The following is a 15835-nucleotide window of genomic DNA, read 5'->3' on the forward strand; positions in this document are numbered from 1 at the left end:
GCGTTGCTGCGGCATGGTTCGCTTATGGAATTCAATCCGATGAAACTGTTTGAAAAACTGATCGAATGGCTGGCTGCAGTACCGCTGTTCATCCTGCTTGCGATGTTCAACATCGCCGTCGTCATGCGCTATTGGATGCATCAGCCATTGCAATGGACCGAGGAAATGGCCGGTCTGTTGATGATCTGGATCGTGATGCTCGGCAGTGTCGCCGCAGAACGCAGCAACCAGCATCTTGCCATTCCAATGCTCGTGGATTTGCTGTCGGAAAAGGTGCGCGATGTCGTCAACGCCATCGTCTCCATCCTGTCGGGACTGTTCCTGCTTTACGTGTCCTATGCCGGTTACAAGCTTTCGGTTGCGGCTCAGTTCAAAGTGACTGACGTGCTGCGGGTTTCCTATTACTGGATCGATATCGCTGTGCCGGTCGGCTTCGTCATTATCGCTCTTTATATGTTTGCAGGCGCATTCAAATCCTTGCGTGCCGCTTTTGCGGGAGGCAAGGCATGAACCTGACAACTATCGTTCTCATCATGCTGGCGCTGATCGCGCTCAACATGCGCCTCTATGTGGCTATTCTGATTGCGGTCTTCACCTATTTCACCTTCTTCAACCAGATGCCGATAGCGATTGCCGTGCAGCGCTTCATCAGCCCGGCACAGAACACGTCGCTGCTCGCCATTCCGTTCTTCATCATGCTTGGCACGGTGATGTCACATACCGGTATTGCAGAACGTCTGATCAAGGTTGCGGAAATTCTGGTCGGTCGTATGCGTGGTGGCATGGCGCTCACCAACATCATGGTTTCCACTCTGATGGGTGGCGTCAGCGCTTCCAATCTGGCCGACAGCGCCATGCTCACCCGCATGATGGTGCCGGAGATGGTCAAGCGTGGCTATGACAAGGCATTTTCCTGCGCGGTGACGGCTGCGGGCTCGCTGATTACGCCCATCATTCCTCCAGGCATTGCGCTCATCATCTATGGTCTGATTGCGGATGTTTCCATCGGCAAGATGTTCATGGCCGGTGTCATTCCGGGCATTCTGGGCGCCGTTATCCTGATGATTGCGGCCTATGTCACATCGGTAAAGCGCGGCTACAAGCCAAGCCGTGAAAAGCGGATGAGCGGAGCCGAAGTTGTCTCGACACTCGCTTCGGCATGGCCTGCGGTGCTGCTGCTGTTCGCGATCATCGGCGGCATCCGCTTGAACATCTTCACCCCGACGGAAGCCGGTGCAGTTGCTGTCACGCTGGTTCTGATTATCGGCTTCGTGATCTATCGCGAAATGCGCATCTCGCATGTGGTGGATTCGCTGATCGAAACGGCGAAATCGACTGCGTCTGTCATGCTGGTCATCATGGCGTCGTCGGCGCTTGCCTGGGTGTTTTCGCTTGAACAGGCCGGCCAGTCGCTGATGCAGCTTATCTCGTCTTTCACCAGCAATCCTTATGCGTTCCTGCTGGCAGTCAACGTGATCCTACTGATTCTCGGTGCGCTGATCGAGGGTACGGCCCTGATGATCGTTCTGGTGCCGCTCTTGATGCCGACGGTAAAGGCTCTGGGCATTGATCCGGTACATTTCGGCATCATCGTGATTATCAACCTGTCGATTGGCACGCTGACACCGCCTGTCGGAACGGTCATGCTGATGGTCTGCAATATTGCGAAGGTGAGGGTGGGAGATTTCACCCGCCAGGCATTCAGTATGTATATGGCGCTGTTCATCCTGCTGGCGCTGGTTACTTACGTGCCGATTATCTCAACCTATCTGGCGCACTAGACTTGGCAGGTTGATCAAGGAGAAAAGCGCGGGAAATCCCGCGCTTTTTCATTTGGTCACCAAGGGTTTTCGACGCGCGGCCAGATGGCACGGCTGAGCTTGCGGTAATTGGTCGTGCGCGGATTACTCGGGTAGGAACTGGGCGCTGCAACATAGATGATCTCGGCAGCAATCGGCACAAAGCCTGCATGAAAATGATTGGTGGATTTGACCACCAATATGTCCTTCTTCATCGGGTCGATGCCGATATTTGAGAAGATATCCGGCTCGAATGTCTGCGTCCGGTTGGTGTTGAGAATGATGTCGATCTCGGTGCCTTCAATTCGTACCACCGCCGAGGCTCCAAGCGTCACGCGGCTTGGGCCAAAACTCTGCCAGCCTTCGGCAAGGGTCTTCATGACCGTCACACGCGCATCAATGGGCTCGCCGCCAAGCGGGCCAGACTTGCCGCCGAAACGCAGGTCGATCACCGCACCTTCGCCCGCCGCATGACAAAAGGTCACTGCGATGGGGTCCCAGATCGTGGCAAGGCCGATATTATCGATGCCGCGTTCGATCAGGCGGCGAAGGACATAGGTTCCATCTCCTGCAACGCCGCCGCCGGGATTGTCCCATACATCGGCAATCACCGCAGGTTTGGCAGGATTGGCTGCATGGGCGGCCAATGCCCTATCTATGCCCTGATCAGTGTCGAACATGGTCATCAGCGTCTGCTCGCGCAGGGCGATCAGTTCACGCCCGAGTTTCTCCGCAAGTGCTGCGCCCTTGGCCGGATCGTTGTCGGTGACGACGAGAATGCGGGTTCCCATTTCCGGCACATCGGCAGCCATGAAGCCATGAATGACGGAGATCGACAGAATCCCGTCCTTGCCGTGCATCGCCTTGATGCGGTCGACGAAGGAGCGCATCGGCTCTTTGCTTGTGGGAAACACACTGATCATATGACAGTCGAAAGTGGATATGACCGGCTTGATGTGACCTTTCAGGGCATCGAGCGCAAGGTCAACCACATGCTCGCCGCGCTCATAAAAATCCGTGTGAGGAAATTCGAGGAAAGACGCGAAAATATTGAGGTTTTCGACACGCTTCGGCGTCAGGTGACTATGCGGATCGAATTCGCTGGCAACCAGAATATCCGGCCCGACAATGGTGCGCACGCGCTCCAGAAGATCACCCTCGCAATCGTCATAGCCTTGGGCGACCATGGCGCCATGCAGGCCGAGAACGACTGCATCGACGGGCATTGCCGCCTTGAGCTGATCGAGAATTTCATCGCGCAATTCCTCGAAAGCCTGTCGCTGCAACAAACCGCCAGGTTCTGCCCAGGTGGCAGTGCCTTCGATGACGGTCAGCCCTTCCGCTGCCGCACGCTTGCGCAATGCGACAATGGGCGAAGAGCAAAGCGTGGGCGTTTCCGGATGCTTGCCCGGCGCGGCATAGAAGGCCATTTCGAACGAGGCTCTATCGGTTGGAACCGGCGAAAACGTATTGGTTTCTGTCGCAAGCGATGCGGTGAAAATGCGCATGGAAATACTCTGTGCGGGGAAGTGACGTGCTTATTTCTGCGGTGCGTAGGCGATGGCCTCGACTTCGATCTTGATGTCGATCATCAGGCGGGATTCGACAGTGGTACGCGCTGGAGGCTCTTTTGGAAAATAGGTGCCGTAAACGGCATTCATGCGCCCGAAATCCCGCGCATCTTCCAGCCAGATGGTGGTTTTGACCACATCTTCCATTGTGGCGCCTGCAAGTGCCAATGCGGCCTTGACGTTTTCGAGCACCTGTTTCGTCTGCGCTTCAATGCCGCCCTCAACGATCTGGCCGTTTGGTCCGACTGGCACCTGACCCGAAATATAGACTGTGTCGCCTGCGCGAACAGCGGGGGAAAGAGGCACATGCGATGCGCCGAAGACCTGTTTTTTGGACATGATTTTCTCCGGTTATTTGACTGCTCCAAGGGCCAGTCCCTTGATGAGATAGCGCTGGAGCCAGATGAAAAGGATGGCGACCGGCAGCGTGGCGAGGAAGGTCGCCGCCATGACATAATGCCATTCGACGGTGTAGCGCCCCGCTACCAGCGAGAAGACCTGAATGGGCAGGGTGTAGCTCTCCTGCCTGCGTAGCATGGTCAACGCCACGACGAATTCGTTCCACGCATTGATGAAGGTGAAGATTGCCGTGACAGCAATGGCAGGCAGGCAAAGAGGCAGGAACACTTTTATCAGTGTCTTGCCGCGCCCGGCGCCTTCCATCCACGAGGCTTCTTCCAGATCACGCGGTATGGTGTCGAAATAGCTCTGCAGCATCCACACGGTAAAGGCGATGTTGAAGGCCATGTAGACTGCACCGACCGCGGAGACACTTTCAATCAATCCATAGGCGGCGAGCAGCCGGAAAAGACCCAGCACCAGAACGATAGGCGAGATCATCTGCGAAATGAGCAGGAATTGCCGGAATGCACCATGGCCTGCAAAGCGGAAGCGCGACATGGCATAGGCGGCAGGAATGGAGACGATGATGGCGCCGACGGAAGCAATGATCGAGACGTAAAGCGAGTTCAGAAGTGCCTGCCCGAATTTGGTCTGGACCCACATTTCCGAAAAATTCTGCCAGCGGAAGCTGCTTGGCCACCAAGTTGGAGACAGGACTTCCTGTGGCGGCTTGACGGCGGTGAAAAACATCACCGCGAAGGGAAACAGTGTCAGCACGATAAGCGGCGACAGAACGGCCCAGGCAATGATTGTGCGTTTCAGCTTTGAGCCGGTCATGAGCGTTCTCCCCGCATTGCAAGGCGGATATAGATCGCCGTGAAGACGAGGAGTATTGCCAGCATGATAAGCGATACGGCGGAGGCTTCTCCCAGCTTTCCGAGGCGGAAAGCGAGCTTGTAGAGATGCGTCACCAGAATATCGGTGGAGTTTGCCGGTCCGCCCTGCGTCATGACCCAGATGATCGGGAAAGAATTGAAGACATAAATTGTATTGAGCACGATGGCGATATTCACGAAGGGCTTGAGCAGCGGAAAGGTGATTTCGCGAAACTGCTGCCACAGGCTGGCACCTTCCAGCGACGATGCTTCGTAGAGATCCTCCGGGATGGATGACAGTCCGCCGAGAAAGATCGTGGTCGTGAAAGGCACCGTGACCAGAATACCGACCAGTATCTGCATGGGAAAGGCGGTAGCTGCGCTCGCCAACCATTGAATATTGCTGTCGATGATGCCGAGATTGCGCAGTGCGGAATTGAGCATTCCGCTTTCGCCGTTGAGCGCCCAACGCCAGACAATGGCAGTCATGGTGAGTGAAACCGCCCAGGGTAGCATGACGATGACGCGCGCTACCGAGCGGCCATAGAAATCCATGTTGAGGATGATGGCCACCGGAATGGAAACGATCAGCGCGCCGCCAACCACGGCGACGGTCCAAAGTGCGGTGCGCCAGAGTGCATTGAGAAAATCGGGCGTTGCGAAAAGTGCGGTGAAATTTGCGCCGTCATTGAAATCGCGTAGCTGCCCGAAGCGGTTCACGTCATGGCTGGCAATTTCAACGAGATGCACCACGGGCCAGAAGATCACCACCGCAGCCAGAAGCAGGCTCGGCAGGATCAGGAGATAGGGCAGGGTGCGGCTTTGCATCGGCAATCAAAATCCTGAAAAGAAAAAAGCCCGGCAGAGCGAGGGCACTGCCGGGCAGGCGGGGAGTGTTACTTCTTCAGGATCGCGTCCGCCTTGGCGGCGGCGTCCTTCAGCACGGCATCAGGTTCGCCCTTGCCGAGATAAATGCTCTGCATGGCATTGGACGTGATGTCGGCAATTTCTTCCCAACCCGGAATGATCGGTGCAAAGCGGGCATCCGGCAGCAGTGCGGTGAAGGCGGCGAGATCGGCATTATTGACGTAATAATCCATCTTCGCTTCTTCCTTGTTGACCGGAAGGAAGCCTTCGCCCTGCGTGAACTTGGCGCGCCATTCGGTCTGGAACAGGAAGTCGAGCACCTTCCAGGCTTCCTCCTTGTTCTTGGAATTCTGGAACATGATGACGGAATCGGTCACGCCATAGGTGCCACGCGCGCCTGTCGGTCCGGCAGGAATGGCTGCAACGCCATATTTGAGGTTCGGCGCTTCTTCCTTGATCTGGTTGGAAAGGAAAGGCGCGGTAATCATCATGCCGACCTTGCCCTGCTTGAAGAGATTCTGAACGTCTTCACGGGCATAGGAAGTGACGCCAGGCTGGGTCAGGCCATCGTCGATCAGCGACTTGTAAAGCTTCGCGGCTTCAAGTGCGCCCGGTGTGCTGAGGCCCGACGTGCCGTCCTTGTTGAGGATTTCTGTTCCATAGGACCACATGCCGTAATAGTAATAAACGTCGGTCTCGATTTCCTTGCCCTGTAAGCCGAAACCGTAATTCTCTCCGCCAAGCGCCTTGATCTTGGTGGCGGCGGCTTTCAGTTCGTCCCAGGTTGCGGGCGGGTTTTCGACACCTGCCTTGGCCAGCAGATCCTTGTTGTAATACATGGCGCGGGCAGAGGCTGCGATCGGCAGACCGTAGGTCTTGCCCTCAAGGACGGACGGAGACAGGAAAGTCTCAATGAAGCGGCCCTTGAACTCATCGTTCATGTAACCGTCGAGGGGTTCGGCGATGCCCTGCTGCACGAAGTCGATCAGCCAGCGTGTGCCGATGATCGAAAGGTCTGCATTGGTGCCTGCTGAAATGTCGGTGGTCAGTTTCTGCAGAAGCACATCCCACGGAACAATTTCGAAATTGAGCGTAATGCCGGGGTTGGCAGCTTCAAACGCCTTCTTGACCTCTTCGAAATAGGGGCCGGTCTTGGAGCTATACTCCGCGACCGTCATGCGCACTTCGCCTGCATTCGCAACCGACGACAGCGCCAGAATGCTCAATCCGGCCAGAAGGCCAGCCTTCCATTTATTGATAGACATCTTCCCGTTCCCTTGTTTTGCCCCGCATTGGTGCGATGACGATCTATTTTTGTTATTTTCTTACATTATCGGCTTAATTGGTACTTTCAAGCAAAAAGTTTTGTTGCAAACTTACATTTTGACTTTTACGCTGGTGGGAATAAACAGGTGCAGAAAGCTGCCGCATAAAAGGGGAATAGCGTGGAGCAAGCAGGCGAATTTGCCGGAAAGTCGGTGCTGGTTACCGGGGCCGGTGGCGGTGTTGGAAGCGCGCTGGTCAAGCTGTTCTCTGAACGCGGCGCCCGCGTGATCGGTTGCGATACCACACTGGAGGCAATGACCGGCGATGATTTTCATGCGCGTCATGCCTTTGATCTGCTTGATCGTGAGGGGCTGGAGCTGGCTGCAGAGCGGATCATAGCGGAATTGGGCTTGCCTGACATTGTCATCAACAATGCGGGCTGGACCCGTGCCGAGACCTTCGATGGGCTGAGGCAGGGCAATATCGACTCTGAGATCGACCTCAACCTGACTGCGGTTGCCGGATTTTCCAATGTCATGGCACAGGCCATGGCGGCGCGCGGACACGGCGTTTTTGTCTTCATTTCCTCGGTCAACGGTCTCCTGCATTTCGGAAACCCGGCTTATGCGGCTGCCAAAGCCGGAATCAATGCTTTTGCGCGCGGTATTGCGGTTGAGTTCGGAAGGAAGGGCGTGCGCGCCAATGTCGTCTGTCCGGGGTCGATAAGAACGCCTGCATGGGATCATCGTATCGCGCAGGATGTAAGCGTGCTGGACCGCCTGCAGCGCTTTTATCCGTTGGGGCGTATCGTTGACACGCGTGAAGTGGCGGAAACGGTCGCATTTTTGGCGTCGGATCGTGCTTCGGGCATTACCGGCGCGATCCTTCCGGTCGATGCCGGTCTGACTGCGGGCTGCCGTCCTTTCATCGAAGATATTCTCGGAGGCAACTGAGCGATGAAAGAGGTTTCGCTGCGCGGTATCACCAAAACCTTCGGACAATTGACTGTTCTCGACCGTGTCGATCTCGATATTCAAAGCGGGGAATTCCTTGTGCTGGTCGGTCCTTCCGGTTGCGGAAAATCCACGCTTTTACGGATGGTGGCCGGGCTTGAGCCCATTTCCGGCGGCGACCTTCTGATTGGTGGGGAACGCGCTAATGAGCTACCACCGCAAAAGCGTAATATCGCGATGGTGTTTCAATCCTATGCGCTGTTTCCGCATATGACGGCGCGTGAAAATATCGGTTTTGGCCCACGCATTCGCGGCGAGAAGTCGGAAGAAACAGCCGCGAAGGTCGACAGGGCGGCGTCCATCCTCAATCTCCATTCCTATCTTGATCGCTATCCGCGTCAGCTTTCGGGCGGGCAGCGCCAGCGCGTCGCCATGGGGCGCGCCATTGTTCGCGAACCATCGGTGTTTCTGTTCGACGAACCGCTTTCCAATCTCGATGCGCAGTTGCGTGTGCAGATGCGCACGGAGATCAAGGCCCTGCATCAGCGGCTGAAATCGACGGTGATCTATGTCACCCACGATCAGATCGAGGCCATGACCATGGCCGACCGGATCGTGGTTATGAATCAGGGCAAGATTCAACAGATCGGTGCGCCGCTGGATCTTTACGACCGTCCCGCCAACAAGTTTGTTGCGAGCTTTATCGGTTCACCGTCCATGAGCTTCATTCCGGGCACGGTGTCGGGCGGAATATTCCGTACTGGCGAGGGTGAGGAAATCGCCGTTGGTGCAGGAATATCCGATACCCGACAGGCGGAAGCTGGTATTAGGCCTGAAAATTTTACGGTCGCGCCGGATGGCAAGGGGCTGACGCTCACTGTGGAGGTGATTGAGCCGACGGGTCCTGAAACCCATATTTATGGCCGGATTGCCGGACAGCCCATACGAGCTGTGTTTCGCGAGCGCATACATCTTGCGCCGGGCGAGCAAGTGCCTGTAACTGCAAAGAGCGAACATATACATCTTTTCGATAAGGATAGCGGTCTCCCGCTTTGAACTTCCGATGAGCAAGGTTGCCGACATCATCACGCGGCTGCATGTCGTAGCGCAGGACGGATCGAAATCCGACCGGCGGCTGGCTGCGCTCGTGCTGGCTGATCCCGATTACGCCTCCAAGGCGGCGATCTCGGAGATTGCGACCAGAGCAGGTGTCAGCGAACCCACAGTGACCCGCTTCTGCCGCGCGCTCGGCTGTGATGGGGTTCGCGATTTCAAGTTCTTTCTGGCACAGGCGCTGGCCATTGGTGGCCAGTATCTGACGGCGGAAATACCCGCCCGCGATGTGCGTGAAAGCCGTATAGCCACGGCTGTGACCGATGCGGCGGTTGCCGCTATCCAACGCGCCAGCGACGGGCTTGATATGAGCGTGTTGATGAAAGTGGCGGAACGGCTTGCCGCCGGTGGCCCTGTGCTATGTCTGGGGTCTGGCGGCATCTCGTCCATGCTGGCAACAGAAATGCAGAACAGATTGTTCCGCCTGGGGATTCCGGTCAGTGCGCAAGTGGATGGGCAGTTGCAGCGCATGTATGCCGCCGTCACCACGCATGAAACGACGGTGATCGCTTTCTCCGTCTCCGGCTTTGCGCGTTCGGTGGTAGAGGCTGTGCTGGTCGCGCGGCAATATGGAGCGCAGACAGTCGCGATCACGCCTGCCGGTTCCGATCTTGCCAAGGCGGCGGACGTGCTCATCCCTTATCAGGCCAATGAAGACGGCAATATCTACAAGCCGACATCATCACGCTTCGCGCTGCTCGCCATTCTCGATATGATCGCTACGGCGACAGCGGAAGCGCGTGGCCCAAAGGTGCTGGAAAGCCTGCGTCGCATCAAGCATAGCCTCAATACGCTCACCATAGATGATCCGCGCTTGCCGTTGGGAGACTAATTCATGACCAGACCGAAAACCGTTCACGAGGTGGATACACCCGCTATCCTCATCGACATTGATCGTGTGAAAGCGAATATCGCCAAGGCGCAAGCTCATGCGGATTCAGTGGGTGTTAAACTGCGCCCGCACATCAAGACGCATAAACTGCCGCTCTTTGCCAAAATGCAGGTGGAGGCGGGCGCGACCGGGATTACCTGCCAGAAGCTCGGCGAGGCAGAAGTCATGGCCGATGCTGGAATGACGGACATTTTCCTGCCCTACAATATTCTGGGACAGGAAAAGCTTGACCGTCTGCATGCGCTGCATCAACGCATCACCCTGGCAGTGACGGTTGATAATGGAACCTCACTTGCGGGGTTGGCGGCACGTTTTACCGATGAAAAACACCCGTTGAAAGTGCTGGTCGAATGTGACACCGGTATGGGGCGCTGTGGCGTGCAGACGCCAGCCGAAGCATTGGAACTGGCGCGGATCATTGATCAAAGTGCAGGTCTTCGTTTCGGCGGTCTGATGACCTATCCCGCAGCGGGCAAGCCGGACGAGGCTGAACAATGGCTTTATTCGGCGCGTGAGCTGCTGGAAGCAAACGGTCTTCCTTGTGAGACAATTTCGAGCGGCGGCACGCCCGATATGTGGCGCAAACCCAGTGACAGTGTTGTCACCGAATATCGTCCCGGCACCTATATCTATTTCGACCGTTATCAGGTCGAGAAGGGGGCTGCGACAGTGGATGACTGCGCTTTTACGGTGCTTTCAACAGTCGTCAGCCATCCGACCTCCGGACGTGCGATCATCGATGCCGGGTCCAAGGCACTGTCCAGCGATACACTTGGGCTGAGCGATTTTGGTGAAGTGATGGGCCGCCCCGATGCACGTGTTATCGGTCTGAGTGAGGAGCACGGCAAGCTGACCGGTGACGTCGCCAGCTTGAAGGTTGGCGAACGGGTCCGGATTATTCCGGATCACGTCTGCGTCGTATCCAATCTCTTTGATGAGGTCCATCTTGTTTCAGGTGAGGATGTTGTCGATATCCTGCCGGTCGCCGCACGTGGAAAATTAAGATAATCAGGAGGATAGAATGAAGGCTGCGGCCAATCCGTTTGCTGGCGACAAGGATCGTGAGCAGATTTGGGAGATGCTTGTACAGCGCGATATTGAAGCTTTCGTATCGCAGGACTGGTCCTTGGTGGCCGATGATTTCGATGAAGCACGCTTTCTTGGCATTCATGCGCATAATGATCGCGATCCCGACAAATGGGATGCCGGATTTCCGACGCTCGCAAGTTATCGCGACGAATGGCTCCGACAGGCGGCGGAAAGTGCGGCGGTCGAATACGCCGAACCTCTGGCAGACGGTATCTTTCGTGCGACCAACCTGCGTGTGATCGATATTACGGGCGATGTTGCCGTCGCGCGGAAAAAATTCGATGGAACGATAGCCAGGAGGGACGGAACAGTTGATCGTCTCAACTGGCAAACGCTTTATTTTTGTCGTCGCGACGGCGCACGCTGGAAGATCACCGGCTTTGTCGGATACCTGGCGTATCGCTGAGATATCTGGCTTTTGAGGCATTAATCACGGCGCGGATTAATCAGTCTGCGCCTCATTCCGCAGGGGTAAGCACTCTGCAATAATGAATGCAAAGTAAAATATAATATAGATATGATTTTAATTGGTATTATTGTGAATAATAATGTTGATATATTTAACGATTCAGTATATTATTGGAAATAATAACTAAATAATATAATTCAAAATTTGAAATATAATAAACATGTAATATATTCTTACTTAATATTCCAAAATTTTGAAGCTATGGTTCTTCTCCATGCGAGGAGATGTACTATGGCAAAAATAGTCGGCACAACCAATTCAGACAATATCGTCGGTTCTGACGAGAATGACCGTATATGGGGTCTAACTGGAAATGATTTTATCGATGGAGGTCGCGGCAGCGACATTCTCGATGGGGGCGCGGGCGATGACGTTCTGACCACTACCGGGGGAGATGCCTCCGGATTTGATGAACTTACGGGAGGAGCCGGTGATGACCGTCTCGTCTTCAATTTCGTTGGCGGGGCTGCACGAGGTGGGGAAGGAATTGATACGCTTGTAGCCGATCTGTCGAACCAGCAAGACGCCGTTGTGTTCAGTGCGGCGCAAGGGCACGCTTACTGGGCAGATCCAGCGGTCAGTGACAACCACCTCTATTTCACTGATGTCGAACGTCTGAATCTTCAGACGGGTGCAGGCAACGATGTCATCGATGCGTCAGGTTTTGCCTTTGCAAACATTCACGCGGGTGCCGGCAACGATAAGATTGTGGCTGGAGCCGGGAATGATCAGATTTCCGGCGGTGCCGGACATGATCATATCTGGGGTGGAGGCGGTGCCGATGAAATCCGCGGCGGCAGCGGCAATGACATCATCGACGGCGGCAATGGCGACGACAATATCTCCGGCGATGAAGGAAATGATACGCTGCTGGGAGGCCGGGGGAACGATATCCTGAATGGTGGTGACGGCGACGACACTCTCAACGGCGGCGACGGTAATGACATTCTCTACGGAGGACCAGGCACGGACACCTTGATCGGTGGCGCGGGTAATGACACGTTCATCAGTTACAACGCAGATAGCGACATCATGATTGGTGGCGATGGCAATGACAGTTTTTCGGCCGGTGTGCAGGATAGCTACTATGCCGGATACTGGTTTCAGATGTCTGGCGGCGCCGGTGACGACACGTTCTCGATTTATAGTGACGGCAACCTCGGCAGTATTGATGGCGGTGAAGGAACCGACACGCTCTCGGTGAATTTTGACGACGTTGCCCGTGGCTTTACTTTCGATGCCGCATCTTACACCACGATAGAGAAATTCAACCTCGATGTTCGCTCGGCGACCATGGGGGCTCAAATTTTCGGCGGCGACGGAGATGATCGTATCACCAGCTCGGAGACGTTTCGGGAAGGGTTTAGCGGGAATGACACCTATGATGGCCGTGGGGGCAATGATTATATCTACGGTGCAAGCGGTTCCGACAATCTCCTTGGTGGGGATGGTGACGACGAACTGAATGGTGGCGAGGGTTCGGACCGGTTGTTGGGCGGAGCAGGTTCCGACATTCTGACCGGTGGCAGCGGTGCCGATACATTTATCTGGGACGATGAATCTGTTCAGTCCGGAGGTCTCGATCGCGTAACTGATTTCAACGTAGATGGCGGAGATGTCCTCCTGTTCCGAGGCGTAGATGCCATCACAAACTTCGACAGCTTTGTTGCCGCATCTGTCGATACGTCCGAAGGCGTTTTCGTGAGCATTGATGGTAGTGCAAACGGAATCATTATCGAAAATGTTACGCTTGCCGAATTGTCGGAAAATGATGTCACTTTTGCCTGAGCCTAAGCGATCATTATAAAGCAATCCGATAATGTACCTTGTCTCTCCCGGCGAATTCCGGGAGAGCATTTTGGGGAGCTGATCCACTCATGCTAAAATGGCGTGCTTCCTTGCGGTCTCTGGCGTCTCTTTAAGCCTGGCTCTGGTTAATTCTGGTTCATAGTATAATCATACTATTTTTCTGTAATTATATTCGTTTCAGTCTCGAATTATACTAATTCGAATGATGTCGCAGCTGATTGCATATTTGTCGCAGGCCGTTCCAGTAATTGATTGGAACGGGACTACTATTGTCTTCAAGCTGGTCGATTGACACCTGCTTTAAGCAGTGTCGAACAGTCCTCTGAGTTTGTCGCGCAACCCTTCAAAAAAAACATTCAAGGGGACGGTTGTTGGACGGAACATTTAGATGAATTCACGGCTGTGGGTGGACATGTCGGGAAATGACCTATATAGAATCAAGAAATCTATCGATAATCATTCCATGCGGACCGTTTGCGGAACGCAGATCGCGTGTGGGCACTTTGCGCTGGAATGAAGTTCTGTCAATGTTAAAAAGGAGATTAAGTCCGCCAGCACAGCGGGGTTAAACTTAATGCATGGTATTTTATACAAGGAAGAAAGTATGAAGTCGCCGGCTGAGATGAAAATAAGCTTGAAGAGCGTTTTTAAAGTCTTCGGCGATGACCCGGAGCGTGCAATGAAAGAATTGCGCGCAGGTAAATCAAAAACCCAGATTCACAGCGAACTTGGCGCAACAATCGGCGTCGATGATGCGACCTTCGACATCTATGAAGGCGAAGTATTCGTTATTATGGGCCTCTCTGGCTCGGGCAAATCCACGCTTCTGCGTCTGCTCAATCGCTTGATCGAACCGACTGCCGGTTCCATCGAAGTGGACGGCCGCGATATCGTCAAAATGACGAAGCGCGAGCTGATCGATCTTCGTCGTCGCGATATGAGCATGGTGTTTCAGTCTTTTGCGCTCCTGCCCAACCGTTCGGTTCTGAACAACGCATCCTTCGGTCTTGAAGTGGCTGGAATGGGTGAGGCGGAGCGTCACCAGAAAGCGCTGAAGGCACTCGCTGCCGTCGGGCTGGAGCCTTATGCCCATAGCATGCCGGACCAGCTTTCCGGCGGCATGAAACAGCGTGTCGGACTGGCGCGTGCTCTGGCAAGCGAGCCGACCATTCTTCTGATGGACGAAGCCTTTTCCGCCCTCGATCCGCTGATCCGCACCGAAATGCAGGACGAATTGAAGCGGCTTCAGGCAGAGCATAGCCGGACGATCATTTTCGTCAGCCATGATCTGGACGAAGCCATGCGCATCGGTGACCGTATCTGCATCATGCAGCACGGCAAGGTCGTGCAGGTGGGAACGCCGAACGAAATCGTGTCCGCACCGGCCAATGATTATGTCCGTTCCTTCTTCCGCAATGTCGATGTGTCCCGCGTTTTCAAGGCCGCCGATGTGGCACGCGAGGACGAACTGATCGTCTTCGAACCCGAACAGTTGGCAACAGCGCTCGAACGTTTTGATGCGAGCGGGAAGACATTCGGTGTGTTAATCGATGCAGACCGCACATATCGCGGCATGGTCAGTCGTGACGCTCTGGCAAAGGGTATCGCAGTGCAAGGCGGCGAGAGACTGGATAGTGTCTCTGCCATCGAAGCCGAAGCACCGCTTTCCGGATTGCTGACGCAGGTGGCGGAAAGCCCCTGGCCGGTTCCGGTTACTGATCACCAGAACCGTTATGTCGGTGCTATCAGCAAATCGGCCTTGCTTGAAACGCTTGGTCGCGCGGGTTGAGACCTGCGCGCCAACGGCCTTTTGCCTGATGAAGGCAGAATTGGTCCAATCCAGAAGAAATACGGAAATGGACGGTAAAACATGGATTTGAATTTCAGTGTCGGCGGATGGGCGGATGTCGTGGTCAACTACATTCTCGACCACTTTACGCCCGCGCTCGATATGATCGCAGCCGCCATCGGTTTTGTGACTGACGGTATTCAAAACGCTCTTCTCGCTGTCCCGCCGTTAGGTGGGGTTGCAATTCTCACGCTGCTCGCGCTGTGGCGTGTGGGGTGGAAGTTCGCGATATTCACGGCTCTCGCATTGGGGCTCATCATCCACATGGAATTGTGGACGGGCACGATGGAAAGCCTCTCTCTCGTACTGGCATCGACAGTAATCGCTGTCGTTATCGGCATTCCGCTCGGCATCGCCATGGCTCGTAGCGATACAGTCGCTTCGATCGTGCGCCCGGTGCTCGACCTCATGCAGACGATGCCTGCATTTGTCTATCTCATTCCAGCGGCAATGTTTTTTGGCCTCGGTGCCGTGCCCGGAACGATTGCGACGGTGATTTTTGCGATGCCCCCGGTTGTGCGTCTGACCAATCTCGGTATCCGGCAGGTGCATGCGGAGTTCGTTGAAGCGGGGCTTGCCTTCGGCTGTACATCCCGGCAGCTTCTGTTCAAGGTGCAGCTCCCAAACGCCATGCCATCGATCATGGCCGGCATCAACCAGACGATCATGCTGTCGCTTTCGATGGTGGTGATCGCGTCGATGATCGGTGCGGGTGGCCTCGGCAATACTGTGTTGACCGGCATCCAGCGCCTCAATGTGGGCCTCGGCTTTGAAGGTGGTCTCGCAGTAGTCATTCTGGCGGTCATTCTCGACCGCATTACCCAGAGCTTCGGCAAGGGCGGAACTGGACTTTTCAAGCGGCTAGCATCTTTGGGAAAGGCGGCGGACGCTCAGTCCGCCTCGTCCTTTCGCAAGCAGGAAGCATGAAACAAGCAAAAATA

15 protein-coding genes are annotated in these 15835 nt (G+C 55.1%); 10 read left to right on the forward strand and 5 right to left on the reverse strand.

Translation table 11 applies throughout. The annotated features are described in order from the left end of the window. Positions 1–39 precede the first annotated feature (39 nt). Both F9K91_RS15555 and F9K91_RS15560 read left to right on the forward strand, forming a co-directional pair. The gene (locus F9K91_RS15555) at positions 40–510 is read left to right on the forward strand and encodes a TRAP transporter small permease (RefSeq protein ID WP_192800747.1); all 471 of its coding nucleotides are present in this window, start codon (positions 40–42) and stop codon (positions 508–510) included. After that, positions 507–1781, forward strand: coding sequence for a TRAP transporter large permease (locus F9K91_RS15560; protein ID WP_061346976.1), 1275 nt, complete (start codon positions 507–509; stop codon positions 1779–1781). Before F9K91_RS15555 ends, F9K91_RS15560 begins: the two co-directional genes overlap by 4 nt. Positions 1782–1837: 56 nt before the next feature. On the opposite strand, the gene F9K91_RS15565 is transcribed toward F9K91_RS15560, so the two are convergent. The 5 genes from F9K91_RS15565 to F9K91_RS15585 form a co-directional block, all read right to left on the reverse strand. Further along, positions 1838–3307 carry a M81 family metallopeptidase gene (locus F9K91_RS15565; RefSeq protein WP_151678151.1) on the reverse strand — a complete coding sequence of 490 codons (1470 nt, stop codon included), beginning with the start codon at positions 3305–3307 and terminating at the stop codon, positions 1838–1840. 30 nt (positions 3308–3337) lie between these two features. Next, on the reverse strand, positions 3338–3709 hold the full coding sequence (locus tag F9K91_RS15570; RefSeq protein WP_151678152.1) for a RidA family protein: 372 nt from the start codon (positions 3707–3709) through the stop codon (positions 3338–3340). Between the two features lie 12 nt (positions 3710–3721). Continuing rightward, positions 3722–4549: a carbohydrate ABC transporter permease gene (locus F9K91_RS15575; protein ID WP_151554454.1), complete on the reverse strand. Its 828-nt coding sequence runs from the start codon at positions 4547–4549 to the stop codon at positions 3722–3724. Continuing rightward, a complete protein-coding gene (locus tag F9K91_RS15580; protein ID WP_151554455.1) occupies positions 4546–5415 on the reverse strand; it encodes a carbohydrate ABC transporter permease in 870 nt (289 codons plus the stop codon). Before F9K91_RS15580 ends, F9K91_RS15575 begins: the two co-directional genes overlap by 4 nt. A 68-nt stretch (positions 5416–5483) precedes the next feature. Next, the gene (locus F9K91_RS15585) at positions 5484–6719 is read right to left on the reverse strand and encodes an ABC transporter substrate-binding protein (RefSeq protein WP_061346979.1); all 1236 of its coding nucleotides are present in this window, start codon (positions 6717–6719) and stop codon (positions 5484–5486) included. 180 nt (positions 6720–6899) lie between these two features. Here F9K91_RS15585 and F9K91_RS15590 point away from each other — a divergent pair, with 180 nt between their 5' ends. From F9K91_RS15590 to F9K91_RS15625, 8 genes are all read left to right on the forward strand, one after another. Next, positions 6900–7673, forward strand: coding sequence for an SDR family oxidoreductase (locus F9K91_RS15590; protein ID WP_151554457.1), 774 nt, complete (start codon positions 6900–6902; stop codon positions 7671–7673). Positions 7674–7676: 3 nt separating this feature from the next. Beyond that, positions 7677–8729: an ABC transporter ATP-binding protein gene (locus F9K91_RS15595; RefSeq protein WP_151554458.1), complete on the forward strand. Its 1053-nt coding sequence runs from the start codon at positions 7677–7679 to the stop codon at positions 8727–8729. A gap of 7 nt (positions 8730–8736) precedes the next feature. Continuing rightward, positions 8737–9618 carry a MurR/RpiR family transcriptional regulator gene (locus F9K91_RS15600; protein WP_151554459.1) on the forward strand — a complete coding sequence of 294 codons (882 nt, stop codon included), beginning with the start codon at positions 8737–8739 and terminating at the stop codon, positions 9616–9618. 3 nt (positions 9619–9621) lie between these two features. Then, positions 9622–10686: a D-TA family PLP-dependent enzyme gene (locus tag F9K91_RS15605; protein WP_061346983.1), complete on the forward strand. Its 1065-nt coding sequence runs from the start codon at positions 9622–9624 to the stop codon at positions 10684–10686. A gap of 13 nt (positions 10687–10699) precedes the next feature. Next, the gene (locus tag F9K91_RS15610) at positions 10700–11173 is read left to right on the forward strand and encodes a hypothetical protein (protein WP_151678153.1); all 474 of its coding nucleotides are present in this window, start codon (positions 10700–10702) and stop codon (positions 11171–11173) included. A gap of 294 nt (positions 11174–11467) precedes the next feature. Then, positions 11468–13024 (forward strand): calcium-binding protein, encoded by a 1557-nt coding sequence (locus F9K91_RS26645; RefSeq protein WP_151678154.1) that lies wholly within the window; start codon positions 11468–11470, stop codon positions 13022–13024. 625 nt (positions 13025–13649) lie between these two features. Next, the gene (gene proV, locus F9K91_RS15620) at positions 13650–14834 is read left to right on the forward strand and encodes a glycine betaine/L-proline ABC transporter ATP-binding protein ProV (protein ID WP_151554463.1); all 1185 of its coding nucleotides are present in this window, start codon (positions 13650–13652) and stop codon (positions 14832–14834) included. An 81-nt stretch (positions 14835–14915) separates the two neighbouring features. Beyond that, the gene (locus F9K91_RS15625) at positions 14916–15821 is read left to right on the forward strand and encodes an ABC transporter permease (protein ID WP_151554464.1); all 906 of its coding nucleotides are present in this window, start codon (positions 14916–14918) and stop codon (positions 15819–15821) included. Positions 15822–15835 lie beyond the last annotated feature (14 nt).

It is taken from the genome of Brucella tritici (assembly GCF_008932295.1).
GTDB lineage: Bacteria > Pseudomonadota > Alphaproteobacteria > Rhizobiales > Rhizobiaceae > Brucella > Brucella tritici.

Excerpts from the sequence above, each read along its gene's own strand:
- F9K91_RS15555 (WP_192800747.1), top strand. The coding sequence starts at position 40 with ATGAAACTGTTTGAAAAACTGATCGAATGGCTGGCTGCAGTACCGCTG.
- F9K91_RS15560 (WP_061346976.1), top strand. The coding sequence starts at position 507 with ATGAACCTGACAACTATCGTTCTCATCATGCTGGCGCTGATCGCGCTC.
- F9K91_RS15565 (WP_151678151.1), bottom strand. The coding sequence starts at position 3,307 with ATGCGCATTTTCACCGCATCGCTTGCGACAGAAACCAATACGTTTTCG.
- F9K91_RS15570 (WP_151678152.1), bottom strand. The coding sequence starts at position 3,709 with ATGTCCAAAAAACAGGTCTTCGGCGCATCGCATGTGCCTCTTTCCCCC.
- F9K91_RS15575 (WP_151554454.1), bottom strand. The coding sequence starts at position 4,549 with ATGACCGGCTCAAAGCTGAAACGCACAATCATTGCCTGGGCCGTTCTG.
- F9K91_RS15580 (WP_151554455.1), bottom strand. The coding sequence starts at position 5,415 with ATGCAAAGCCGCACCCTGCCCTATCTCCTGATCCTGCCGAGCCTGCTT.
- F9K91_RS15585 (WP_061346979.1), bottom strand. The coding sequence starts at position 6,719 with ATGTCTATCAATAAATGGAAGGCTGGCCTTCTGGCCGGATTGAGCATT.
- F9K91_RS15595 (WP_151554458.1), top strand. The coding sequence starts at position 7,677 with ATGAAAGAGGTTTCGCTGCGCGGTATCACCAAAACCTTCGGACAATTG.
- F9K91_RS15600 (WP_151554459.1), top strand. The coding sequence starts at position 8,737 with ATGAGCAAGGTTGCCGACATCATCACGCGGCTGCATGTCGTAGCGCAG.
- F9K91_RS15605 (WP_061346983.1), top strand. The coding sequence starts at position 9,622 with ATGACCAGACCGAAAACCGTTCACGAGGTGGATACACCCGCTATCCTC.
- F9K91_RS15610 (WP_151678153.1), top strand. The coding sequence starts at position 10,700 with ATGAAGGCTGCGGCCAATCCGTTTGCTGGCGACAAGGATCGTGAGCAG.
- F9K91_RS26645 (WP_151678154.1), top strand. The coding sequence starts at position 11,468 with ATGGCAAAAATAGTCGGCACAACCAATTCAGACAATATCGTCGGTTCT.
- proV (WP_151554463.1), top strand. The coding sequence starts at position 13,650 with ATGAAGTCGCCGGCTGAGATGAAAATAAGCTTGAAGAGCGTTTTTAAA.
- F9K91_RS15625 (WP_151554464.1), top strand. The coding sequence starts at position 14,916 with ATGGATTTGAATTTCAGTGTCGGCGGATGGGCGGATGTCGTGGTCAAC.